General features: G+C 56.7%; 24 protein-coding genes. 14 read left to right on the top strand and 10 right to left on the bottom strand.

Annotated elements, in window-relative coordinates; all coding sequences use genetic code 11:
- The first annotated feature begins 33 nt into the window (after positions 1 to 33).
- The 7 genes from CKW38_RS02090 to CKW38_RS02055 all read left to right on the top strand — a co-directional run bounded on the left by CKW38_RS02090 (position 34) and on the right by CKW38_RS02055 (position 7223).
- Positions 34 to 3639, top strand: a complete 3606-nt coding sequence (locus tag CKW38_RS02090) for a DUF1983 domain-containing protein (RefSeq protein WP_095111670.1) — start codon at positions 34 to 36, stop codon at positions 3637 to 3639.
- Between the two features lie 316 nt (positions 3640 to 3955).
- Entirely contained in the window at positions 3956 to 4639 is a 684-nt protein-coding gene (locus CKW38_RS02080) for a hypothetical protein (protein ID WP_095111668.1), read from the top strand.
- Positions 4640 to 4728: 89 nt separating this feature from the next.
- A complete protein-coding gene (locus tag CKW38_RS02075; RefSeq protein WP_141232646.1) occupies positions 4729 to 5697 on the top strand; it encodes a phage tail protein in 969 nt (322 codons plus the stop codon).
- Positions 5698 to 5707: 10 nt separating this feature from the next.
- Positions 5708 to 5998: a hypothetical protein gene (locus tag CKW38_RS02070; RefSeq protein WP_095111666.1), complete on the top strand. Its 291-nt coding sequence runs from the start codon at positions 5708 to 5710 to the stop codon at positions 5996 to 5998.
- A complete protein-coding gene (locus CKW38_RS02065; protein WP_095111665.1) occupies positions 5995 to 6237 on the top strand; it encodes a hypothetical protein in 243 nt (80 codons plus the stop codon). Before CKW38_RS02070 ends, CKW38_RS02065 begins: the two co-directional genes overlap by 4 nt.
- A gap of 57 nt (positions 6238 to 6294) precedes the next feature.
- Positions 6295 to 6717 carry a cell wall hydrolase gene (locus CKW38_RS02060; protein ID WP_095111664.1) on the top strand — a complete coding sequence of 141 codons (423 nt, stop codon included), beginning with the start codon at positions 6295 to 6297 and terminating at the stop codon, positions 6715 to 6717.
- Positions 6717 to 7223 carry a lysis system i-spanin subunit Rz gene (locus tag CKW38_RS02055; protein WP_095111663.1) on the top strand — a complete coding sequence of 169 codons (507 nt, stop codon included), beginning with the start codon at positions 6717 to 6719 and terminating at the stop codon, positions 7221 to 7223. The genes CKW38_RS02060 and CKW38_RS02055 overlap by 1 nt, the downstream gene beginning before the upstream one ends.
- Here CKW38_RS02055 and CKW38_RS02050 read toward each other — a convergent pair.
- Complete coding sequence (locus CKW38_RS02050) at positions 7205 to 7594, bottom strand: hypothetical protein (RefSeq protein ID WP_095111662.1); 390 nt, start codon at positions 7592 to 7594, stop codon at positions 7205 to 7207. The two genes, CKW38_RS02055 and CKW38_RS02050, sit on opposite strands and share 19 nt — an antisense overlap.
- A 195-nt stretch (positions 7595 to 7789) precedes the next feature.
- On the opposite strand from CKW38_RS02050, the gene CKW38_RS02045 reads away from it, so the two are divergent.
- On the top strand, positions 7790 to 8002 hold the full coding sequence (locus CKW38_RS02045) for a hypothetical protein (RefSeq protein WP_095111661.1): 213 nt from the start codon (positions 7790 to 7792) through the stop codon (positions 8000 to 8002).
- A 175-nt stretch (positions 8003 to 8177) separates the two neighbouring features.
- On the opposite strand, the gene CKW38_RS29435 is transcribed toward CKW38_RS02045, so the two are convergent.
- The 3 genes from CKW38_RS29435 to CKW38_RS02040 form a co-directional block, all read right to left on the bottom strand.
- The gene (locus tag CKW38_RS29435; protein WP_141232645.1) at positions 8178 to 8378 is read right to left on the bottom strand and encodes a hypothetical protein; all 201 of its coding nucleotides are present in this window, start codon (positions 8376 to 8378) and stop codon (positions 8178 to 8180) included.
- 165 nt (positions 8379 to 8543) lie between these two features.
- Positions 8544 to 8945: a hypothetical protein gene (locus CKW38_RS29430; protein WP_141232644.1), complete on the bottom strand. Its 402-nt coding sequence runs from the start codon at positions 8943 to 8945 to the stop codon at positions 8544 to 8546.
- 111 nt (positions 8946 to 9056) lie between these two features.
- Positions 9057 to 9266 carry a hypothetical protein gene (locus tag CKW38_RS02040; protein WP_095111660.1) on the bottom strand — a complete coding sequence of 70 codons (210 nt, stop codon included), beginning with the start codon at positions 9264 to 9266 and terminating at the stop codon, positions 9057 to 9059.
- Between the two features lie 762 nt (positions 9267 to 10028).
- On the opposite strand from CKW38_RS02040, the gene CKW38_RS02035 reads away from it, so the two are divergent.
- Positions 10029 to 10490 (top strand): hypothetical protein, encoded by a 462-nt coding sequence (locus CKW38_RS02035; protein WP_007913491.1) that lies wholly within the window; start codon positions 10029 to 10031, stop codon positions 10488 to 10490.
- Positions 10491 to 10826: 336 nt separating this feature from the next.
- Here CKW38_RS02035 and CKW38_RS02030 read toward each other — a convergent pair whose 3' ends face one another.
- Positions 10827 to 11102 carry a hypothetical protein gene (locus CKW38_RS02030; protein WP_007913492.1) on the bottom strand — a complete coding sequence of 92 codons (276 nt, stop codon included), beginning with the start codon at positions 11100 to 11102 and terminating at the stop codon, positions 10827 to 10829.
- A gap of 154 nt (positions 11103 to 11256) precedes the next feature.
- Here CKW38_RS02030 and CKW38_RS02025 point away from each other — a divergent pair, with 154 nt between their 5' ends.
- Positions 11257 to 11586 carry a hypothetical protein gene (locus CKW38_RS02025; RefSeq protein ID WP_007913493.1) on the top strand — a complete coding sequence of 110 codons (330 nt, stop codon included), beginning with the start codon at positions 11257 to 11259 and terminating at the stop codon, positions 11584 to 11586.
- Positions 11587 to 11643: 57 nt separating this feature from the next.
- Here the strand turns inward: CKW38_RS02025 and CKW38_RS02020 are convergent, their stop codons facing one another.
- Positions 11644 to 12057, bottom strand: a complete 414-nt coding sequence (locus CKW38_RS02020; protein WP_007913495.1) for a VOC family protein — start codon at positions 12055 to 12057, stop codon at positions 11644 to 11646.
- A 222-nt stretch (positions 12058 to 12279) separates the two neighbouring features.
- Here CKW38_RS02020 and CKW38_RS02015 point away from each other — a divergent pair, with 222 nt between their 5' ends.
- Entirely contained in the window at positions 12280 to 14091 is a 1812-nt protein-coding gene (locus CKW38_RS02015; RefSeq protein WP_007913497.1) for an ABC transporter ATP-binding protein, read from the top strand.
- Here the strand turns inward: CKW38_RS02015 and CKW38_RS02010 are convergent.
- The 3 genes from CKW38_RS02010 to CKW38_RS02000 form a co-directional block, all read right to left on the bottom strand.
- Positions 14088 to 15032, bottom strand: a complete 945-nt coding sequence (locus CKW38_RS02010; protein ID WP_007913502.1) for an alpha/beta hydrolase — start codon at positions 15030 to 15032, stop codon at positions 14088 to 14090. The two genes, CKW38_RS02015 and CKW38_RS02010, sit on opposite strands and share 4 nt — an antisense overlap.
- A gap of 112 nt (positions 15033 to 15144) precedes the next feature.
- The gene (locus tag CKW38_RS02005; protein ID WP_095111659.1) at positions 15145 to 16143 is read right to left on the bottom strand and encodes an NAD(P)H-quinone oxidoreductase; all 999 of its coding nucleotides are present in this window, start codon (positions 16141 to 16143) and stop codon (positions 15145 to 15147) included.
- A gap of 61 nt (positions 16144 to 16204) precedes the next feature.
- A complete protein-coding gene (locus tag CKW38_RS02000) occupies positions 16205 to 17404 on the bottom strand; it encodes a YbfB/YjiJ family MFS transporter (RefSeq protein ID WP_095111658.1) in 1200 nt (399 codons plus the stop codon).
- Positions 17405 to 17515: 111 nt separating this feature from the next.
- On the opposite strand from CKW38_RS02000, the gene CKW38_RS01995 reads away from it, so the two are divergent.
- Together CKW38_RS01995 and CKW38_RS01990 are read left to right on the top strand one after the other, a co-directional pair.
- Positions 17516 to 18391 carry a LysR family transcriptional regulator gene (locus tag CKW38_RS01995; protein ID WP_007913506.1) on the top strand — a complete coding sequence of 292 codons (876 nt, stop codon included), beginning with the start codon at positions 17516 to 17518 and terminating at the stop codon, positions 18389 to 18391.
- Positions 18392 to 18568: 177 nt separating this feature from the next.
- Positions 18569 to 19033, top strand: a complete 465-nt coding sequence (locus tag CKW38_RS01990; protein WP_238539533.1) for a hypothetical protein — start codon at positions 18569 to 18571, stop codon at positions 19031 to 19033.
- Positions 19034 to 19082: 49 nt separating this feature from the next.
- Here the strand turns inward: CKW38_RS01990 and CKW38_RS01985 are convergent, their stop codons facing one another.
- Positions 19083 to 19805 carry a pirin family protein gene (locus CKW38_RS01985; protein WP_007913508.1) on the bottom strand — a complete coding sequence of 241 codons (723 nt, stop codon included), beginning with the start codon at positions 19803 to 19805 and terminating at the stop codon, positions 19083 to 19085.
- Between the two features lie 215 nt (positions 19806 to 20020).
- Between CKW38_RS01985 and CKW38_RS01980 the strand changes: the two genes are divergently transcribed.
- A complete protein-coding gene (locus CKW38_RS01980; RefSeq protein WP_007913509.1) occupies positions 20021 to 20971 on the top strand; it encodes a GlxA family transcriptional regulator in 951 nt (316 codons plus the stop codon).
- Positions 20972 to 21050 lie beyond the last annotated feature (79 nt).

The raw sequence follows: 21050 nt of genomic DNA, 5'->3' as shown, positions 1-21050 counted from the left end.
CTCGAGGCGGTTTTTTTATGCCTGGAGGAAAGCATGGGCGCAGCAGCACAGATCGATATCCGTGGCGAGAAGGGCGGCAGCAGCAAGCCGAAGTCGCCAACCGAAGCCAGCGACAGCCTGCGCTCGACCAACTTGGCCAAGCTGTTGATCGCCGTGGGCGAGGGTGAATTCGACGGCGTCCCGACCGATTACGACATCTATCTGGACAACACGCCAATCCGCGATTCCAGCGGCAACTACAACTTCCCGAACGTGAAGTGGGATTGGCGCCCGGGCTCCGTGGATCAGACCTACATCCCCGGCATTCCGGCCGTGGAGAATGAGACATCGCTGAACATCGAACTGCGCAGCGATACCGCGTGGGTGCGGTCGATCACTAACACTCAGCTGTCCGCCGTGCGCGTGCGCTTGGCCTGGCCAGCGCTGCAGCGAGTCGACAACGAAGGCAATGTCGGTGGCTATCGCATCGAGTACGCCATTGATGTGGCCACCGACGGCGGCGCCTATCAGCAGGTGCTGGTGGATGCGGTCGATGGCAAGACCACCACGCGCTACGAGCGCTCGCGCCGCGTCGATCTACCGGATGCCACCACAGGATGGCAGATTCGCGTGCGCCGCCTGACGCCGAACCAGAACACCAACAAGATCGCAGACACCATGCTGGTGGCTGGTTACACCGAGGTGATCGACGCGAAGCTGCGCTACCCGAACACCGCGCTTCTCTACATCGAGTTCGACGCTGAGCAGTTCACCAACATCCCGGCCGTCACCGTCAAGTGCAAGGCTCGCCGCTGGATGGTGCCGAGCAACTATGACCCGATTCAGCGCACCTATACGGGGACGTGGGACGGCTCGATGAAATCGGCCTGGACCAATAACCCGGCGTGGATCACCTACGGCATTTGCACTGAAGAGCGCTTCGGCTTGGGCAAGCGCATCAAGCCGTTCATGGTCGACAAGTGGGAGCTGTATCGCATCGCCCAATACTGCGACCAGCTGGTGCCGAACGGGCTGGGCGGGCAGGAACCACGCTTCCTCTGTGACATGAACCTGCAGGGGAAGGCCGATGCCTGGTCGCTGCTGCGCGATATCTCGGCGATTTACCGAGGCATGACGTACTGGGCGCAGGGACAGTTGGTGATGCAGGCAGACATGCCGCGAGCGCAGGACTTCGACTACGTCTTCACCCGGTCCAACGTTATCGACGGAAAGTTCTCCTATGGCAGCGCTTCGGCGAAGACCCGTTACACCCGGGCGCTGGTCAGCTATGACAACCCGGCGAACAACTACGACACAGACGTCATCCCGTTTTCTGACCTCGATCTGCAGCGCCGGTATGGTGATCGGCCGACCGAGCTGAGCGCCATTGGCTGCACACGCGCATCTGAGGCCCAGCGCCGTGGCAAGTGGGCGATCTTGAGCAACAACCAAGACCGCACCGTGTCGTTTAAGACCGGTATGGAAGGTGTGATTCCGCTGCCTGGCCATGTCATTCCGGTCGCCGATTCGCTGCTCGCTGGTCGTGAAGTCGGTGGCCGGATCTCGGCAGTGGCGGGGCGGGTGATCACACTTGATCGTGATACCCAGGCCAAAGCCGGCGACCGGCTGATCATCAACCTGCCGGGTGGACGCGCCGAAGGTCGGACAGTGCAGAGCGTCAACGGCCGCGCCGTGACCGTCACAGTTGCCTACAGCGAACCACCGGTTGCGCAACTGCAATGGGCGCTCGACGCCGATGATTTGGCAATCCCGCTGTACCGCGTGCTGCGCACCAAACGCACGACCGAAGGCGACTACGAAATCAGTGCGTTGCAATTTGAACCGAGCAAGTTCGCCTATATCGATACCGGCGCCCGCTTGGAAGAGCGGCCGATCAGCGTCATCCCGATCACCGTTGTTCCAGCGCCGGCGAGCGTGACACTGTCGTCGACGTCGTCGATCGTGCAGGGTCTGGCCGTGGCCACCATGACCATAAGCTGGCCCGCCGTGGACGGGGCGGTAGGCTATGACGTGGAATGGCGCAAGGACAGCGGTAACTGGATCAAACTACAGCGCACAGGTATGACCAACGCAGACGTGGTCGGTATCTATGCCGGTGCCTACGTGGCGCGGGTGCGTGCGGTGAGCGCGTTCGACATCACTTCGCCATGGCGCAACTCGATACTGACGAACCTCAGCGGGAAGCAGGGGCTGCCGCCCGCACTGGCGTATCTGAAAACGATCAGCAAGGTTTACGGCATTGGTCTGGAATGGGGGTTTCCACCTGGTGCGGAAGACACCCAGCGCACGGAGATCTGGAACAACAAGATCAACGATCTGGCTACTGCTGTGAAGTTGGCGGATTTCGCCTATCCCCAATCGAACCACGAAATGCAGAACGTTGTGCCGGGCACCAGTCTGTTTTTCTGGGGGAGGCTGGTCGATCGCATTGGCAACGTAGGGCCATGGTACCCAGCAGTAAATGGTGTCAACGGGCAGGTGAGCATCGACCAGTCTGAGTACGAGCAGTATTTCCTCGGGAAAATCCAAGAGTCAGCCTTGGGAGAGCAGCTTTTTAAAGAGATTGGGAAAATCTCTGGCGATGGCGAGGGTTCGGTCAATGAGCGGCTTGAGCAAGCCAAGCAAGAGCTTGAAAACCTGATCGGCGAAATCACCGATGCCATGGTCTATGACCCGGCGAAGCCATACGGAAAAGGCGAAATAGTGCGGTTGGATGGCCGGCTATTTTCAGCCATCAAGGCTGTGCCGGCCGGCACAACGCCGCCGAATGCTGAGTTCTGGTACGACATGGGCACCATTGCCGAAACCACCAATGCGATGGCCTTACAGATCCAGCAGCACACGACGCTGATTCAAACCATCGATGGCAAGGTTTCCGCGCAGGCGTCAACGATGCAGGCCTTGCAAGCGGCGTGGCGAGAGGATGACGGCACTGGCGCAATGAGCGAGGCGCTGAAGGCATATCACAACACGGCCAGCATCGTGACAAATGAGAAGGTAATAGCGGAGGAGAAGCTTTCGTCAGCAACGCGCTTCACGTCCATTGATGCTGCGGTAGGGAAAAATGCCGCGAATCTCTCAACACTGGAATCTGCGGTTGCAACAGATAAAGAAGCCACGGCGCAGCGCATCGAGACCATCTCGGCTACCGCCAACAACGCCACCGCAAAAGCAGAAACCGCGAGCACCGCCGTTTCTGGTTTGAACGGCAAAGTGTCTGCGCTGACCACCATCAAAACTTCCACCACTGTGGGAAACAGAACAGTGATGGCTGGCCTCGCCATCGGCGTGGAGGGTGAACAGCAAGAGTCGCAGATCCTTGCGTTCGCTCAACGTTTCGCGATCCTTGATGAAGTGAGCGGCCAAATGATTGCGCCATTTGTTGTACAGAGTGGCCAGGTGTTCATGAACACCGCAATTATTAGCCAAGCCTTCATCAAGGATCTGGTCCTAGGCATGACGCTGCGTTCGGCAACATTAAACGCTCAAGGCCAGCCGCTGTTGGAAATCAACATTCCAGCCGGGACATTGACACTGCGAAGCGCTGGCTCTGGAGGTTCGTCTCTTCTCAATAATGATGGACTTGCGGCATTCGATGCAGCTGGAACACTGCGAGCCAAATTCGGGAGGCTTTCATAATGGAATATGGATTGGGCACGTGGAGTGCACAAGGACTTCCGGAGATTGACGAGAACTCATTCACTGTTAGGTTGGTATTGTCAGTGGTGGTGACCTTTCCTAACGCAAAAGGAACACAGGACTTTGCTGTTCCCGGCTGTAATCCAAATAATGCAATCGCGTTTATCCTGCCAATAACAACACCTACGTCAAATGATAGACAGTTTGAGACTGAAATGCTGAATGGTGTCGCGCGCGTGTATAACTATACGCGCATGTTCGAGGCCAGTAATACATCAGCAGGTTCTATGCGATTGTTTGTTGTGAGGTTTCGCTAATGACCTATGGTCTGAGTTTTGTCAATAAAGACAATGAAGTTGTCCTGGATTCGGAATATGCAAGGCTGTGTGTGATTTTCACAGGGCGATATTCGCCGAACTACGGCGCCGGTAATTATGGCTCTGTGGTCACCTTCCCAACCCCTATAACCACCATCGAACAGCCCTTTATTTTCATCAGGCCGGATACGGTTGACGGGATGGCACAGTTGGGCGGCGCTGCTGGCTTGATAGGTAGTCCCGGTAACTGGACAGGTTTTTTGACGGGGATGTACAACCAGATCGGGTTTTATCCAAACGGCAGGTATATCGTCGCTTCGTTTGGTGCTCAGTCGATTGCAGAATACGGAGTCAGACTTTTCTCCGAGACTGCCAAGCCTATTTTCGATACTGGTACGCCGAGCGTATTGTTTACTCGCGCGTTCCAAAACTGGACTTACGTGATGACTGGTCGAGGGGCGCAGGGCGAATATATTAACTACTATACTGTACCATTTGATTTTCCTGAAAATGAATACCTTCTGGCTAACTCGTTTTCCACCCGAATGTATAACAATGATAACGTTGGTAGGGCTCTTTATTCGTGGTGGGATTTCAAAAATAAGGCGCTATATGCGGTAACTGTCGCATTCTCAAACCCTTATGCATTCTGGTTGCCGGCGATGTTTGCAAAGCTCGGCTGATACAATGGTATTAATTTAAATTACATGTTTGGTATTTTGCCAAAGAGGGGGTAACTATGCCTTGGCTTAGAGGCGGGACAGTTAATGTCATGAACGGATCGACGACGGTTATTGGTGTGAATGCAGACTTTGCCGCAAACGCAAAGATAGGTGACGCCTTCGTTGGGCCGGATGGTTTGAATTACGAAATAGGAAATGTTGCTAGCGCGACAGTTATTTCAATTATACCGGCTTACAAAGGTGCAACTGCGAGCGGGGCAACATACGCAATTATGCCGGTTCAGGGTTATCCGAAAGCGCTGGCTGATGCCTTTAATAACATCAACCTGCAGTGGGGAGGGAAACTCGCTGCCCTCGGCACCACGGGTAACTACGAAATCCTGCCATTGACCAAGGGCGGTGTCGGGGTCGCGACGAACAACAACACTGAATTGCTTGCTGCTATTGGTGCTATGCCTGTGGCGGGTGGCGCCTATACGCCCATTTTCAATTCGCTTCGTGTGGTGACCGGGGCAGTACCCTCGGGCGGTGGTGGTTTCCTAGGCTGGAACGAAACCGGTAATGGCAGCGGTATGTCTGGTGCAGTGTCCTTCACCTGCAATCAAGGCGGCGGAACCGGCGGTTTCAGTTGGCGAACCGTCAACCAGGCCAACACCGCCGGCGGCCCGTTCATGACCTACTCCTATGCAGGCGTGCTGAACGTACCAGTGGGTCTTCAGCTTGCTGGGCGCAATGTCGTGGAGAGTGGGTCGAACGTCAACGGGACCTGGGTTCGTTTTGCTGACGGGACGCAGTTCTGTACTTGCACGACCGGTGCGACTACGGCGACGACAGCACAAGGGAATGGCTGGATGAGCTCCGGTACCGTCTGGACGTTTCCTGCCGCGTTCGTGGCTGGGGCAGAACCGGTATTCCTAGGGATGCCCAACACGGGTAACGGCGTCATGACCCAAAATGCACCGCCGACACCAACCAGCGTGAACTGGTCGCGAATGGCTTTCTACAACGATTCCACCGGTCGCGCTTCGCGTCTGTTCGCAACCGGCCGCTGGTTCTAAGGAGTACTTCATGATCATCAAGCTTTCCCCCATCCGCATGGACGGCGTCATGACGCTTTCCAAGTCTGGCGACGCGCTCACCATTGACGGTGAGACCTTCGACTTCACTGCATTGCCGGACGGCGCGACATTGCCGGCCGAAGCCGTAGGATGCCGGCGGGTCGAACTCCCGGTTGAGCGGGTAAACGGCCAGCTGGTTATCACTTTGTCACTTCCAATTGCCGTGGACGCCGGTGAGGCTGCGTGCTTTCCGGTCGATATCGTCAACCCGCCAGACGGCGAAGTGAGGCTGCCGGAATGAACATCGACTTCAGCAAAGTGATCACCGCCGAGCAGCGGAAGTCTGAGCAGTTTCAGGCCGATTTCGAAACAGCCCGTGCGCAGCGCCGTGCGGCCTATCAGGCGGAGTCGGATCCGCTGCGTTTGGAAATCGCCTATGACGCACTCAGTCAGGGACTGGAGCCGGACTATTCGCCGTGGGTCGCCTCAGTAGCGGCGATTAAAGCGCGGTACCCACTGCCGCAAGCCAATCCGGCGTGATCGAATCAAGAATACCCGGCCGCCCATGAGGCGGTTTTTTTGTGCTTGGAGATAATGATGACTGCAACCGAAAAAGATCGAGACATCCTCGCGCGCACGCTGTGGGGAGAGGCCCGCGGCGAAGGAACTGCCGGCCAGATCGCCGTGGCCTGGACGATTCGCAACCGCGTGTTTGATGGGAGGGAAAATTCGTGGTGGGGTGAGGGCTACGCTGGCGTTTGCCAGGCAAAGTACCAGTTCAGCTGCTGGAACAAGACCGACCCGAACTATCAGTTCCTGATTGGCGTGAAGCAGATTCCGTTCCGCGAGCTGGCGCAGTGCCGGATCGCGGCTGACCAGGTGATCGATGGGAAAGTGACCGATCCTACCGGCGGTGCCACGCACTACTACGCCACCAGCATCAAGGCCCCGGCCTGGGCGGCGAAGGCAAAGCAGACGCTCAAGTTGGGTGGTCACGTGTTCTTCAGGGATGTGCCGTGATGGTCGTACCTTGGAAAGCGGTGGGAGCGCTTGCGCTGGTGCTCGTCGGCTTCGGCAGCGCCTGGCAGTTTCAGGACTGGCGTTATGGGAAACAGTTGGCGGAGCAGGCGAGGCTGAGCGCGGAAACCCTCAATCAACTGACCATCGCTGCGGCTACCGCCCAACAGGCCGAGCAGGATAAGCGCCTAGCGCTCTATCAGAAGCTTTCGGCCAGCGAGAAAACCCACTTTGAGAAAATGACCGATGCCCAACGTGACCAAGATCGCCTGCGCGATCGCCTTGCCACTTCTGATCTGCGGCTGTCAGTCCTCCTCGACGCAACCGACGTTGCCAAAGGCTGCGACGTGCCTGCCACCGCCGGCGCCCGCAGCGTGGATCATGCAGCCGTACGCGCCCGACTTGACCCGGAGCATGCTCAACGAATTATCGCCATCACCGACACCGGCGACCGTGGATTGATCGCGTTGCAAGCGTGCCAAGCCTACATTCAGGAATTGTCCCGCTGATGAGGGAAGGGGTCTTTGAATGGATTGTCTCCGCTGAGGATCCGAATTTGGGTTCGCAACTCAGCAATGTGCTTGTCGTTCGCCATCAGCTCCCAGTTGCTGTTGGTCTCTATATCGGTCGCTCGCCGGCTTGCATCCAATGCTTCTGACTTCGCAACGCTCAATTGAGAGCGGAGGGTTTCGCACTCGGCCGACGCCGCCGCGTGCATCTCAACCAGCTTGAATATCCGCTCCCTGGACTGTTGCAGCTGAAGGTTCAGTTCTTCGAATTCATTTTCGTAGAGGGCGAGCTGGTGCCGGCAGGTTTCGAGCGGCGTCGGACAGCCAAGCCAGTCGTCGGTGTCTTCTATGTAGAGGGGGTCCACGGGCATGCCTTGCTGGTTACTGGTTGTATATACAGTAATCGAGGCTGCGTGGGGCGGCGAGGGTGAGGCGACGAGCTGTAGGGTTTTGGATTGGGTGTTCGGTCGGCAAGACGCTGGAGGAGGGAAGTGCTGTCAGTTTGACTGCATTTGGCGATTCTTTGCGGTAGCCTCATAAGTCAAACCAAAAGGGGAGTCCTGATTATGGCAAAAGCGTTGTATGGGGTTTATTTCATCTTCACCCTCGGAATTGTCGGAATAGGGTATTCATTTTTTACGGCTTCCAAGGACGTTGAACAGGATGCGTTTGGATGTTTGAGGCTCCCGCACGCCGAAATTGATAAATGCATGGATGGTGTGACACAGCGCGCCGCCACGCTTCGAAAAGCTACTGGAGGTCTTACCGGTCAAAATTGAAAAGCACTGTAGGAAAATACAGCGCTGAGTTGTTGATTCTTATTGGTGATAAAGGTGTTTTTTTAACTTGAGAATTTAGCGCTGTTTGCCCTTTGTATCAGTAAGTTGCGTGCACTCCAAGTCACCTTGATATGGTGGTGGGCAAGGTGACCGGTGATATGGAAGGAAGCTTCGCTCAACGGGATGCTTGACGGAGCTCTTCCTCGAACTCTGCTTGCGCAGCGTGGAGTTCATCACGTGCAGAAAGCCATGGGATTAAATCTGCATCTGTAGGAGCCGGATTCGCTTGGAGCAGCTCCCATTGGATGCAGTGTCGATCAAAGGCCGAACTCGCCTTCTCACGGGATCGATCAAGATAAGCAAAACTGGTTTGCATACATCAGATTCCTTCGCGGTTTACACCGGTTTGGACCCCCGCTAAGCATTCGGCGGGAAGTAACAGCATCTTGTACCGCTCCTTTGTTCAGAGGTTCAGATGAGTATAGCAAGGTAGACAAACTCCAATAGACATCGAAGATCGCCTTGTGTATTGAGGTAAAAATTATCCTGCTGAAGGGTAAATCGCAGAAGCACATAGCTGATTAGCCACGACTCCGGTTGGAGTGCTCCCCATGATGATTGAGTTACCGCCAGCCGGAAGAAGAGCCCATGTGTACCCAACATAGGCGCCGTAGCTATTTTTCCCATTTATCTCGATACACCAGGAGTCTTTCGATTTGTCTCGTGATTCTCCTCGGCTGTCTGAGGTTATGAAAAAAGCATCACGAAACTTTGCGCTATCCGGATCCTTCAGGTCGTGACTCGCCAACGTGTGGGCAAGCAGAACTGTGTTTTCACTCATCGGATATCGATAAAGAACTAAAGGTTTCTGAGGCGCAGGCCTTGGCGGTGTAGTGCATCCGGCGACACAAAAAAAAGTGAGGAACAGTGCGATTTTTTTCATTCAGACATTCCATTGTTTATATTTTTAGTATCGGTATTTGAAATCGGTACATGTTCCGGCTGGGGGGCTGGGGGGCTGGGAAGCGAGTGCGAAACTCCTGACCGATTGCAGTTACTCGGGTGTCATCAGTACCGCAAGCGTCATCTTGATGAACTCTTCGTTTTTGTCGATCGCCCAGAGCGCGCCGCGCACATTCTCGGCGACGTCGGCCGATCCGCGTTGTTCGACCCAGTTCGACAGCTCCATGATGGCGGCTTCGAGGGCGAGTTGGTTTTCGTTGATCTTGAAGAGCAAGGGCGGGAGTAGGTCGGAGTTAGGCATTTTGGTTTCCTCTTATGACGAAACCAGCGTAGCAGGGGGAATTATTTTACGGCAGAACGCCGGGGAGATGGTGCGCAAAACCTCCTCTGGAGGCCGCGTATTTACGTTTGCATAATCACAAAAAAACGGATGTTTTGCTATGGCTAAAACAGCATGTTGTTCATATAAAACAATAGTTTAGGCCGCTACAGTCCCCAGCATGGGGTGCTAGGGGTCGAGTGTTCGAATCACTCCGTCCCGACCATATAATTCAATGACTTAGCCCAATCTGAAAAGGTTGGGCTTTTTCATGCGTGGGGAATTTGCGGGGGGCATCTCGTTTTCTCCTCAAGATGATCAGAGCCGGTCCTCGCGAACTGATTGACCTCGATGCCGACTCAGCCAAAAGCTGCGACATCGGGTTGCGTGGGTCATGCGGTCGTATTCGCCACGACTGCACCAATGCATGCTCAGCGAGTAACCTCATCACCAACGCGGACATCCGCAGACTCATTGCGCTTCAGGTAGGCAAGATGTCGATGAAAGCCATTATTTCCGATGTCAGACGACATTACTTCCAGCGTGTCGCGTCTTTTGGGGGTAATCAAGTCTCTTGCTTTAACAACTTAACACTTTCGAAATAGCGCCATAGTGCTGATGTTGCTTTATAGCTCTGGTATATAGAAGTGTATAGGTCGTAAGTTTATTTGACGCCAAAAAATATCGAGCTATAGTTTTTTGCTGCAGGCAGAATTCTATTCTTTGTTGATGAGGTGTTGCTAAATGGAAAGTAAAATTCATGCGAATAAAGGCTGGCAACGTATCGGGAAAATCCCTTCGGCAGGCAATCTTTATGCAGATGGTACATGGTGCTTCAATACTCGCGAGCGAGACGCCAGAACCTGTGATGCTAAAGGATATGGTGTAGGCAAGGGCAACTACTACATTATGAATATTGATAAGGGGGACAAGAAATATCCTTATAGCGGCGAGAAGGCAATAGTGGGGCAGGCAATATTCAGAGTCGGTGAGCATGGATCGCCAGAGGCGCTGGGTCTGCGAGGGGCGTTCAGCGGTGGTGAGGATGTGTGGATGATGATCAATGACACGTTTGACGGTCTTGATGACAATGACGGTTCCCTCCAACTTAGGTTTGTTTCTGCAGGAGGACGGACACTAACACCGACAAATTCTCTTGGTGATCCCATTGGTACTCAATATACAAAGGACAAGTTCACGAACTAAGAGTGGTTCTTGGCGTTTCTATTTGTGCGGGATTATGATGGTCTCATGTTTCGTTCGATTTTAATTTTGGCAGCTGTGCTGTCGGTGGGTTTTTCTGGTACTACAAATCAATAAAGGGTGGGGCTTGGGGCGAGCACAAACAGGAGGTGCCACTGAGCGACTATCAGAGTTACTCTGTCCCGGTCGTATAATTCATTTAAAAAGGCCAATGCATTCAGTATTGGCCTTTTCAGTACGTGTCCCTTTATGCGATGCCAGCGCGGCTAGCGTGTATTCATGGTGCCCGGCTCGCTAGTTGCAATGTTTGGAGCTCACCGCGAGACGGAAAAAGAGCGGCTATTGTGCAGGCTTCTTCTTGATGTCATCCGAGTCACTCGAAGTCGCAGCGTCCTTTTCCGTTTCGTGCGATTGCGCGCCTGCGTTGCCGCCTGACGATTCCTCGCCTTTCTTGTTCGCCTTTTCTTCATTGGATTGTTTGCTGCCGGAATTGACTCCTGGCAGGGCGGTCGGCGGGGCAGCAGACCCAGCGTTAGTCTCCTCGGCAGCCAATGTGCAGGCAGGGCCAATGAGCAGCAGACTGGCGAGGGACAGGGCAGCAATATTCTTGTTCATTATCTGTACGCTCCACTGAGGGGTGTTCAGTTTGGAAGTGCTGAGAGGCGAAAGGTGCGGGCCACCGGACGAGTGGCGAGAAGGCAAATTGCTGGCCCCCGGACTTTCGCTTCCCCGGCAAAATCGCCTTTTTTCAAAAGGTTAGGTTGGCTATATGCGGACGATTGTAATAACCGTTGCAACGCTTTCCCTGGCTGTCATCGCCTGTGGGGTTCAGGCGAAAGAGTTGAGCAAGAGTCATCGTTTTGCCTGTGTATGGGGTTCGGACATCGCCGCCGGCGCGCAGCAGTCAAAGCTTGCGGGGATTTCGCTGTATGGCGCGCGCAAACGCCTGCAGGTGCGCAAGTTCCAGCAGCCGTGGATGCGCATGACTGCGATGGGGATCACCGAGCAGACCTACGACAGTCCATCAAAGCTCAAACCCGCAGCGGTCAAGCAGACCTATTATGAACAATGCGTACGCCACGAACTGGCCCAGCGCTGAAGCAAAAAGCCCAACCTGAACCGGTTGGGCTTTTTCATGCCTGGCGAAAAGTTTGTCTCACTTTTCGCTCTCGCAATTGACCATCCACGATACGCCAAAACGATCCACCAGCATGCCGAAGCGCACCGCCCAGAAAGTCGCCTCCAGCGGCATATCGATGCGGCCATCCTTGGCCAGAGCGTTAAACACCTGCTCAGCTTCAGCGATGCTGTCGACATTCAGCGAAATCGAGCAGCCGCTCATGCCTTGAGTCGGGCGGTCGGGTGTGGTGTCCGAGGCCATGATCATCTGATCACCCACTTTCAGGCAGGTGTGGATGATCAGATTGTGGTGTTCTTTGGGCACATGCTCGGCGGCGGGTGTCTCGCCGAATGTCATCATCGCTTCGAGCTTTCCTTGCAAGGCTTGCTGGTAAAAGGTGAAGGCCTCGCGGCAGTCACCGTTGAAGATCAGGTACGGGTCGATTCTCATGTCTCTGCTCCCGGCAGTCAGGCGCGGAGCATGGCGGGTGTCGCCGGGTTCCGCGTTAGGCGGTTAAAACATAGCAGAGCGTTGGACGCCGGAAAGGCCTGAGTCTTCCAGATGTTTTTGTTCTGAAAAGCGCTTCGACGATAACGCGGTCGTTGTGTGAAATTCAGTCCAAGCGCTGGAGTACCATGACGCATCACCATCACCTGCAGAGTCCAACGCCCCATGCCTGATCTATCACGCTTCACGTCCTTGTTCGATCAGGCGCAGCGCGCCTTGCGCCTGGTCTGGGGGACATCGCGTGGCTTGTTTCTGGGGCTGGTGCTGGCAACGTTGGTGGCCGGGCTGCTGCCGGCACTGGCGGCGTGGTTGGGGCAGCGAATTGTCGATGCCGTGGTCGCAGCGATGCAGTTGCACGCGCAACACGGCAGTGCGCCGTTGTGGCCGGTGTTGCGTTACGTTTTGTTGGAGGCCGGGGTGTTGGCGCTGTTGTCCGGCACGCAACGGGCGCTCTCGGTGCAGCAGTCGCTGTTGCGGGTGCAGCTAGGGCAGAAGGTCAATACGCTGATCCTGGAAAAAGCACAGACCCTGTCACTGGTGCAGTTCGAAAACTCCGAGTTCTACGACAAACTGGTGCGTGTGCGTCGCGAGGCTTCGACCCGGCCATTGGCACTGGTCATGAAGTCGTTGGGCTTGATTCAAAACCTGATCATGCTGATCAGCTTTGGTGTGCTGCTGGTGCACTTTTCCCCTTGGGCGCTGGTGCTGCTGGTGGTCGGAGCATTGCCGGTGTTCTTTGCCGAGGCGCATTTTTCCGGTGACGCCTTTCGCCTGTTCACCCGCCGCGCGCCGGAGAGTCGGCAGCAGAATTACATCGAAACCTTGCTGTCCCACGAAACCTATATCAAAGAGGTCAAGCTGTTCGGTTTTGCACCACTGTTGCTGCAACGCTACCGCGACACGTTCGCCAGGTTGTATGCCGAAGATCGACGTCTGACGTTGCGGCGCGATGGCTGGGGTTTCGGCCTCGGTCTGCTCGGTACGGCGGCTTTTTACGTGGCCTATGCCTGGGTGGTGATTGATGCTGTGCATGGCCAGATCAGTCTTGGCCAGATGACCATGTATCTGGTGTTGTTCAAGCAAGGCCAAAGCGCGGTGAGCAGCAGCCTGAGTGCAATCAGCGGCCTGTACGAAGACGGCCTCTACCTGACCAGTCTTTATGAATATCTAGCCGAACCGGTTCAGGTCGATAGCGGCCACCTGACGGTCGGTGCCTGCCCGGGCGATGGTTTGCGTTTCGAAAACGTCGGTTTCCGTTATCCGGGTGCCAGTCGACCGGCACTGGAAAATATTGACCTGCAACTGGTGCCAGGCCAGAGCATGGCGTTGGTCGGAGAGAACGGTTCAGGCAAGACCACGCTGATCAAATTACTGACCCGGCTCTATCGTCCTGATCAAGGGCGCATCCTGCTCGATGGCAGTGATTTGCAGGATTGGCAGGAGACCGCGTTACGTCGACGTATTGGCGTGATTTTTCAGGACTACATCCGCTATCAGTTCAGCGTCGGAGAAAACATCGGCGTCGGCGATACCTTGGCGTTCAACGATTCGCAACGATGGAAAGAGGCGGCTGCCCAAGGGATGGCGGCGCCCTTTATCGAAGGACTGGACAAGGGGTATGCCACGCAATTGGGACGCTGGTTTGCCGGGGGCCAGGAATTGTCTGGCGGGCAGTGGCAGAAAATTGCCTTGTCCCGCGCGTACATGCGCCGTGAGGCCGACATTCTGATCCTCGATGAGCCGACTTCCGCCCTTGATCCGGCGGCCGAAGCGGCGGTGTTCGAGCATTTCAGCCAGCACAGCGAAGGGCGCATGACCTTGCTGATTTCCCATCGTTTTTCCAGCGTGCGCAATGCCGACCACATCATCGTCCTGCAACAAGGCCGGATTCTGGAGCAGGGTGGCCACGATCAACTGGTCGCCGCTGCGGGGCATTACGCGCAACTGTTCGATTTGCAGGCTCGCGGCTACCGCTAAGTGTCCCGCCCGCTGCGCACGGTCGCCGGTCCGGCCATCCGCGGCGCTGGTTTGCTCTGCATCAGGCTGTCGAGCGCCTTGCGATAATTCTGCCCGCCGAGCGCCATGCTGTTGTTGTGCGTCGCTCCTGGCACCAACAACAGGCGCTTGGGCTGTTGCGCGGCGTTGAACAGTTGCTCGCTGAAGCGCGGAGGAACGAAAGCATCAGCCAGACCGTGAACCACCAGCAGCGGCATGTGAATGTCGGCGATCTTGTCGATCGAATCGAATTTCTGCGACAGCAGCCAGCGCACCGGCAATGAAGTGTTGGCCACAGAGGCGGCGACATCTGCCAGCGTGGTAAACGTGGACTCGATCACCAGTCCGCGCACGGGTAGCGCGGAGTGATCGCGGGCGGCGGCCTGCCCAAGTTCCGCTGCCAGATCGATCGCCACAGCACCACCGAGGGAATGCCCGTAGATCAGGCGTTTGGCCGGATCCGGTTGCAGCAGTTTGAAGCGCTCCCACGCCACGCGTGCGTCTTCGTAGACACTGCTTTCCGATGGCAGATCACCGTGACTCTTGCCGAAACCGCGATAGTCGATGGCCAACACCGAATAACCCGCCGCGCGCAATTGTTCGATGCGAAACAACTGCCCGGTGAGGTTCCAGCGCACGCCATGCAGATAGAGAATGGCCGGCGCATTGGCCTTTTCCGCCGGCCACCACCAGGCATGAATGTTTTCCCCGGCCTTGAAACTCTTCGGTTGCAGGTCGAGTTCCTGCACGCTGCCGGGCAAGCCGCGATACCAACCGGCAGTGCCCGGTTCGATGCGAAACAGCAGTTTGCGTTCGGTGTGTTCGAGTACGGCACAACTGGTCGGCACGCCGATAATCAGCGCGGCCATGCAGGCAAACGCCAAACGGCGGCGTCGCAGACGCGTCATGAAGGACAGGAACATTAAACGTTTCACCCAGGCGCAGACAAAGAAGGCTTTTTACCAGATGCCTCGGTCTGCGCGTGAGTTTTTCGACCACCGCCCCGGCGCAACGATTACCAAATGCTGCAAAGACTTACACGACCTGCAGCACGATCTTGCCGATATGGTCGCCAGCCTCCATGTGTGCGTGAGCCTGAGCCGCGTCGTTGAGTGAATAAACCTTGTCGATCATCGGCAGGCAGCGCCCGGCAGACAGTGCTGGCCATACGTGCTCGCGCAGTTGATCGGCAATCGCGGCTTTTTCGGCAGCGGTACGGGCACGCAAGAGGGAGCCGGTGATCACCGCGCGTTTGGCCATCATTGCCAGCAGGTCAAAGTCGTTGGCCCGTGCGCCGCCGAGGAAACCGAGCATGACCAGACGGCCATCCATCGCCAAAGCGCTGACGTTATCGTTGAGATACGAGCCGCCCATGATGTCGAGGATCACATTGACGCCCTGGCCTGCGGTTTTATCGGCGATGACCTTGGCGAACTCCTCCTCGCGATAGTTGATCGGCAAGCCGCCAAGGTTGCTGATCGCTGCGCATTTGTCCGGGCTGCCGGCGGTGGCAAACGCTTCTATGCCGAATTCTCGGCACAGCATCAGTGCGGTAGTACCGATGCCGCTGGTGCCACCATGAATCAATGCGCGTTGACCACGGCTGGCGCCACCGAGGCCGAACAGGTTGGCCCATACGGTAAAGAAGGTTTCCGGGATCGCGGCGGCGTGCACCCAGTCCAGGCCGTCGGGAATCGGCAGGGTCTGGCCGGCGGGGACGGCGCAGTATTCGGCATAACCGCCGCCATTGGTCAGCGCGCAGACTTTGTCGCCCACGGCGAACTGATTGACACCCGCCCCGAGCGCCACGACTTCACCGGCGACCTCCAGCCCGGGAATCGGGTTCATGCCGGGTTTCATCGGGTATTTGCCGGCGCGCTGCAAGGCGTCCGGCCGGTTGATTCCGGCGGCGTGTACGCGGATCAACACCTCGCCCTCTGCGGCGACTGGCAGCGGTACGCGGCGGGGTTGCAAGACCTCGGGTCCACCGGGCTCGGTGATTTCGATTCGGGTCATTTCGCTGGGCAGGGACATATCGATTCCTCTTGGCTTGAGTTGTGTAAGTGGGAGCGTGCTGCGCAAGCAATGATTCCCTTCAATTTGCGCAGCAGCGCGGCTCAACCGGGGCGGGCAGCCATTTCATGGCTTGCTCCAGCAGCAGCGCCACGACGATCGCGCCAGCGGCAATAACGAACAACAACGCGTGATGCCCGCTGCTGGCATTGAACAGCGCCGAATAGGCAAACCCGGCCAGCGCCTGAAACGTGGCGAATGACACCGTGGCACGGCTCCAGGCGATTTGCTGGCGATGGTGCTCCGGCACCAATTCATGCACCCGAGCCAGCGCCAGCGGCACAATGCCCGGCGGAAATGAACCGAGAATCACCGCCAGCAACGCCAGCGCGAGAAACGAGTGGGAGATCGCCAGCAGTCCTAGGGCAATCGCCTGCACCACCAGCACCAGACGAATGCCGGACCGTGCGCCCAGTTGATCGGCGAGAAAGCCATAACTCACCGGGCCGACAATCGCGCCCAAGCCGTACATCACCCAGATCAACGCGCCGATATGCGCCCCGGCACCGAGTCCACGCGCCACGTAATCCACCAGAAACACCATGGCGGGCACCAGGCCGGCTGCCATAAAAGCGTATTGAGCGAACAGCAAGTACACACCACGCGGTGTTGGTTCTACGGGCACTATTTCTTGCGCAACGACCGGGTGCAGGAAATCAGACGGCCAGGCAAACCAGCTCAGCACCGTCAGCAACAAGGCCAAAGCCCCCAGGCCCAGCCACGTTGCCTGCAAGCCAAGGCTCAACAGCGGTGGCACCAGTGTCCCGGAACCGGCAATGCCGAGACCGATACCCAGAAAAATCGCACCACTGGCCAGCCCTTTACGCGCCGCCGGGACATGCGGCAGTACTGTCGCGGCCACTAGAACCATGATCGCGCCGCCGGCAATCCCGGACAGCAGCCGCCAGCCGAAGAACCAGCTCACCGACAACGGAAACGCGCAGGCAAAAAATGCCGCCGTGACCACCAGCATCATCAGCCGCAAGGCATTTTTATTGCCGAGTTGGCGTGCTGCAGGCCGGCCGAGCAGGGCGCCGATCAGATAACCCACCAGATTGGCGGCTCCGAGGTAGACCACATCATTGGCGCTGAACCACTGCGCCTCAATCAGCCAAGGGATCAACGGGGTGTAAGCGAAACGCGCCAGTCCGATGCTGACCAGGCTGGCGCAGAGGCCAGCGAAGATCGACAGCCAGATGCCGGTGGAGGTTGAAGTGCGCATGATAGCGATCTCGCGGAAGGTTTATGGCGTTCAGCATATCGGCTATCGTTGCTGCGTTAATGCAGCGATTAAGCGGCACGCTGATGCGAATTTGCATCGCCTGGAGACAGCATGAATTGGGATGACGCACGGGTATTTCTTGCCGTTTGCCGCGAATCGACGCTGCGCGGTGCAGCGAGGGTTTTGGCGGTGGATCAGGCAACCGTCGGGCGGCGCATCACGGCACTGGAAAAGTCCCTGAGCGCGACGTTGTTCCTGCGCACCTCTGACGGGTACGCGTTGACGGCGGTCGGCGAAGCAGCGCTTAAAAGCGTGGAGAAAATGGAGCATTCGGCGCTGGAGCTGGAGCGGCAGATTCAAGGCTTGGACGATCGTCTGACTGGCACGGTGCGCGTCAGCACCACGGATTCGCTGGCCATCGATTTTCTGATTCCGGCGATTGCCCGCTTGCACGAGCAGCACCCGCACGTGCGCGTGCAACTGGATGCGTCCACACAGATTCTCAGCCTGGCCAAGCGTGAGGCGGATATCGCGGTGCGCAACACCCGGCCGGACAACCCTGACCTGATCGCCCGGCGCATTGCCCGATGGCCAGTGGGGCTGTTCGCCTCTCAAGCCTATATAGACGCCAATGGCGTACCGCCGCCGGGCACGGCATTTGAGGGGCATGATCTGGTGGTTTATCAACCGTATCTGCAAGGCAAAAAGGACCTGACGTTGGTATCGGAGCCGTTGAGTCGCGGTCGGATCGTCGCCAGCCTCAGTTCCAGTTTGCTCGTCCGTCGTTCGATTGCAGCAGGGTTGGGTGTAGGAGAAATCCCGGTATACATGGGTGAGCGCGATGGCTTGATCAGGCTATGGCCGGAGCGCACTACGCCGCTCCCGTATGAGGTATGGCTGGTAACCCACGCGGACCTGCGCCACACCGCGCGGGTGAGGGCGGTGATTGAGCAGATTGTCGATGTGTTCGCGTCGGAGAATGAATAGGTAGATGCTGTTTTGGCAGGGCTACAACCTCTGACGAAACGGCCTACACCAGAGGCAGAATCGCCCGGCTTGTCAGCATTCTGGATGGGGCCTATCGTTTCTTCAGCTCGGTGAGAGGCGTTGGAAACTCACCGATTTAATACCAGGGACGGTATGTAGACCCAGGAAGGTGTCGAATTGAAAACCTCGGAATTCAGTCAAAATCCAATCAGTGATCTATCGAGTAAAAGCCGGAATACTCAAGCCATGAACGCAATAAGCCGTGAAGAATTCAATGCCCGGATCGAAACCATTGAGACCAGGATGGACGCTCGGTTCGAGGGTGTGTCGGCAAAAATCGATGCTTATCTTTTGACTCAGGCGGAGAGGGACAAACGATACGATTTGATGTGGGACGGTGTACAACAAATCGCCGAAGATTCAAAAGAAGCCATCAAACAAGCCTCGACAGTGAAGGCGCATTACTGGGCGACAACAGCCGTCCATTTTCTCGGAATGATCACCATCGTCGTGGGGGCGCACTTCGCCAATCAGGCAGCGGTGTTAACCACCTTGCAGACGACACTCGCGGCGATCCAGGTAGGTAAAGATATAGGCGCACCCAGACCTGCTTCGCAACAAGCACCCGAATCAGCACAATAGAAAACGGCCTTCAAAGAAGGCCGTTTTTCGTGAGCATTGAAACACCGCGTCATGGCATCTCTGGCAATTCCTGCGGCCGCAGGTCGAACACCAGCACTTCGGCATCGACACCGTTGCTCAAGGTCAGCAACTGTTCTTCGCGAACCCGCACGCCGTCACCTTCGTGCAATGGCTGGCCATTGAGTTCAACGCTGCCACGCGCGACATGCACATAGGCATAGCGGTTGGCAGCCAGTTCCAGTGTGGCGCTTTCCTTGCCGTCGAACAGCCCGGCGAAGACCCGTGCATCCTGACGCACCTTGAGCGAACCGTGCTTGCCGTCCGGCGAAATGATCAACTGCAGGCGACCGCGTTTTTTCTCGGCGCTGAAATGCTCTTGTTGATAGCGCGGTTTGGCTCCGGCAACCTCCGGCACAATCCAGATCTGCAGGAAGTGCACCGGTTTGATCGCTGAATGGTTGAACTCGCTGTGCGCCACGCCGCTGCCTGCGCTCATTAATTGTACGTCGCCTGGACGAATGACCGAACCGGTGCCCAGCGTGTCCTTGTGTTCCAGCGCACCTTCCAGCACATAGGAAAAGATCTCCATGTCGCGATGCGGGTGCTGGCCGAAGCCTTTGCCCGCGGCAACGCGGTCATCGTTAATCACCAGCAGGTCGGAAAAACCCTGTTCGCGAGGGTTGCGATAGCTGGCGAAGGAAAAGGTGTGAAAGGACTTCAACCAGCCATGATTGGCGAGGCCACGATCGGAGGCTTTGCGAAGAGTCAGCATGATGAAATCTCCTTGCGGGACGTGAATTCGTCCGAGTGAGGAGAAGGTTACTGTTTACTGGATTGCGCAATAAGTAGATGAAAATTGAAAGACTGTCCCTTTCAGGTTGACAGTTTTGCGATAGCCGTCACACAAAACTTTTGCGCTCAAACGGCTACAGTTGGCCATAATGTCTGGCCTGTCTCATGTTTCTTTGATTGAAGTGATGTCCTCCCATGAAAACCGTGGCAATGGTGCTGTTCCCCGACTTTCTCCTGCTCGACATGGCCGGGCCATTGGAGGTTTTTTCGGTTGCCAATCGGTATCTGAAACCCGATGCGCATTATCAATTGATCACGCTTGGCACCGAAGATGGACCGCTGCGGGCCTCCAATGGTGTGATGGTGCAGGCGGACCGGACCATTGGCGGCGACACCGAACGTTATGATTTGCTGCTGGTGCCGGGAGGCCCCGGTGCCTACAACCAGCAGTTTCCGTCGTTGTTTGCCTGGCTCAAAGACGCCGTCCGGCGCGTTGAATATTACGGTTCGATCTGCACCGGCGCGTTTGTGTTGGGGCATGCCGGATTACTTGATGGCTACCGTGTGACCACGCACTGGAACTACACCGAACGCCTGATCAAAGGATTCCCCAAAGCCCATGTCACGACCGATCAGATCTATGTCGAGGATCGCAATCTGATCACCTCGGGTGGCGTCACTGCCGGCATCGATATGGCGCTGGCCGTGATCGCCCGCGATCACGGCAAAAAACTCGCCCAGGATGTCGCCAAAGTCCTGTTGGTGGTGATGAAGCGGCAGGGCGGTCAAGCGCAGTTCAGTCCGCTGATGGCTGCCGTGGCGCCACAGGAAACGCCGATCACCCGCGCACAAAGCTATGTGCTGGAGCATCTCGACGAAGCCTTTACGGTCGAGCGCATGGCCGCCATTGCCAACATGAGTGCGCGGCATTTTGCGCGGGTGTTCACCCGCGACATCCACATGACGCCGATGGAGTTTCTGCAAAGTGCGCGCATCGATTGCGCGCGCAATCTGCTGGAAACCAGTGATCTGCCGCTTAAAACCGTGGCTTACAAAAGTGGGTTCGGCAGTGTGCGGCACATGCGTTCGCTGTTCGCTGAAAAGCTCGGCCTGACTCCCGCGCAATACCGCGAACAGTTCAGCTAGAGCGCTTGTGTCCGTCTGGCGCACTCGGATGTCCGTGCTGCGCCTCGTGTAGCGGTTGTCGCGTCATCTGAGGCTGCCA

Source organism: Pseudomonas sp. Irchel 3H7 (genome assembly GCF_900187605.1).
Taxonomy (GTDB): Bacteria; Pseudomonadota; Gammaproteobacteria; order Pseudomonadales; family Pseudomonadaceae; genus Aquipseudomonas.
The sequence above is the reverse complement of the archived record's forward strand: the minus strand, read 5'-3'. Positions and strand labels throughout refer to the sequence as shown.

Excerpts from the sequence above, each read along its gene's own strand:
- CKW38_RS02075 (WP_141232646.1), top strand. The coding sequence starts at position 4,729 with ATGAACGGATCGACGACGGTTATTGGTGTGAATGCAGACTTTGCCGCA.
- CKW38_RS02040 (WP_095111660.1), bottom strand. The coding sequence starts at position 9,266 with ATGCCTAACTCCGACCTACTCCCGCCCTTGCTCTTCAAGATCAACGAA.
- CKW38_RS02090 (WP_095111670.1), top strand. The coding sequence starts at position 34 with ATGGGCGCAGCAGCACAGATCGATATCCGTGGCGAGAAGGGCGGCAGC.
- CKW38_RS02010 (WP_007913502.1), bottom strand. The coding sequence starts at position 15,032 with ATGTTCCTGTCCTTCATGACGCGTCTGCGACGCCGCCGTTTGGCGTTT.
- CKW38_RS02070 (WP_095111666.1), top strand. The coding sequence starts at position 5,708 with ATGATCATCAAGCTTTCCCCCATCCGCATGGACGGCGTCATGACGCTT.
- CKW38_RS29435 (WP_141232645.1), bottom strand. The coding sequence starts at position 8,378 with ATGCAAACCAGTTTTGCTTATCTTGATCGATCCCGTGAGAAGGCGAGT.
- CKW38_RS01985 (WP_007913508.1), bottom strand. The coding sequence starts at position 19,805 with ATGCTGACTCTTCGCAAAGCCTCCGATCGTGGCCTCGCCAATCATGGC.
- CKW38_RS01980 (WP_007913509.1), top strand. The coding sequence starts at position 20,021 with ATGAAAACCGTGGCAATGGTGCTGTTCCCCGACTTTCTCCTGCTCGAC.
- CKW38_RS02035 (WP_007913491.1), top strand. The coding sequence starts at position 10,029 with ATGGAAAGTAAAATTCATGCGAATAAAGGCTGGCAACGTATCGGGAAA.
- CKW38_RS02080 (WP_095111668.1), top strand. The coding sequence starts at position 3,956 with ATGACCTATGGTCTGAGTTTTGTCAATAAAGACAATGAAGTTGTCCTG.
- CKW38_RS02050 (WP_095111662.1), bottom strand. The coding sequence starts at position 7,594 with ATGCCCGTGGACCCCCTCTACATAGAAGACACCGACGACTGGCTTGGC.
- CKW38_RS02030 (WP_007913492.1), bottom strand. The coding sequence starts at position 11,102 with ATGAACAAGAATATTGCTGCCCTGTCCCTCGCCAGTCTGCTGCTCATT.
- CKW38_RS02005 (WP_095111659.1), bottom strand. The coding sequence starts at position 16,143 with ATGTCCCTGCCCAGCGAAATGACCCGAATCGAAATCACCGAGCCCGGT.
- CKW38_RS02000 (WP_095111658.1), bottom strand. The coding sequence starts at position 17,404 with ATGCGCACTTCAACCTCCACCGGCATCTGGCTGTCGATCTTCGCTGGC.
- CKW38_RS02045 (WP_095111661.1), top strand. The coding sequence starts at position 7,790 with ATGGCAAAAGCGTTGTATGGGGTTTATTTCATCTTCACCCTCGGAATT.
- CKW38_RS02020 (WP_007913495.1), bottom strand. The coding sequence starts at position 12,057 with ATGAGAATCGACCCGTACCTGATCTTCAACGGTGACTGCCGCGAGGCC.
- CKW38_RS01995 (WP_007913506.1), top strand. The coding sequence starts at position 17,516 with ATGAATTGGGATGACGCACGGGTATTTCTTGCCGTTTGCCGCGAATCG.
- CKW38_RS02065 (WP_095111665.1), top strand. The coding sequence starts at position 5,995 with ATGAACATCGACTTCAGCAAAGTGATCACCGCCGAGCAGCGGAAGTCT.
- CKW38_RS02060 (WP_095111664.1), top strand. The coding sequence starts at position 6,295 with ATGACTGCAACCGAAAAAGATCGAGACATCCTCGCGCGCACGCTGTGG.
- CKW38_RS02015 (WP_007913497.1), top strand. The coding sequence starts at position 12,280 with ATGCCTGATCTATCACGCTTCACGTCCTTGTTCGATCAGGCGCAGCGC.
- CKW38_RS29430 (WP_141232644.1), bottom strand. The coding sequence starts at position 8,945 with ATGAAAAAAATCGCACTGTTCCTCACTTTTTTTTGTGTCGCCGGATGC.
- CKW38_RS02025 (WP_007913493.1), top strand. The coding sequence starts at position 11,257 with ATGCGGACGATTGTAATAACCGTTGCAACGCTTTCCCTGGCTGTCATC.
- CKW38_RS02055 (WP_095111663.1), top strand. The coding sequence starts at position 6,717 with ATGGTCGTACCTTGGAAAGCGGTGGGAGCGCTTGCGCTGGTGCTCGTC.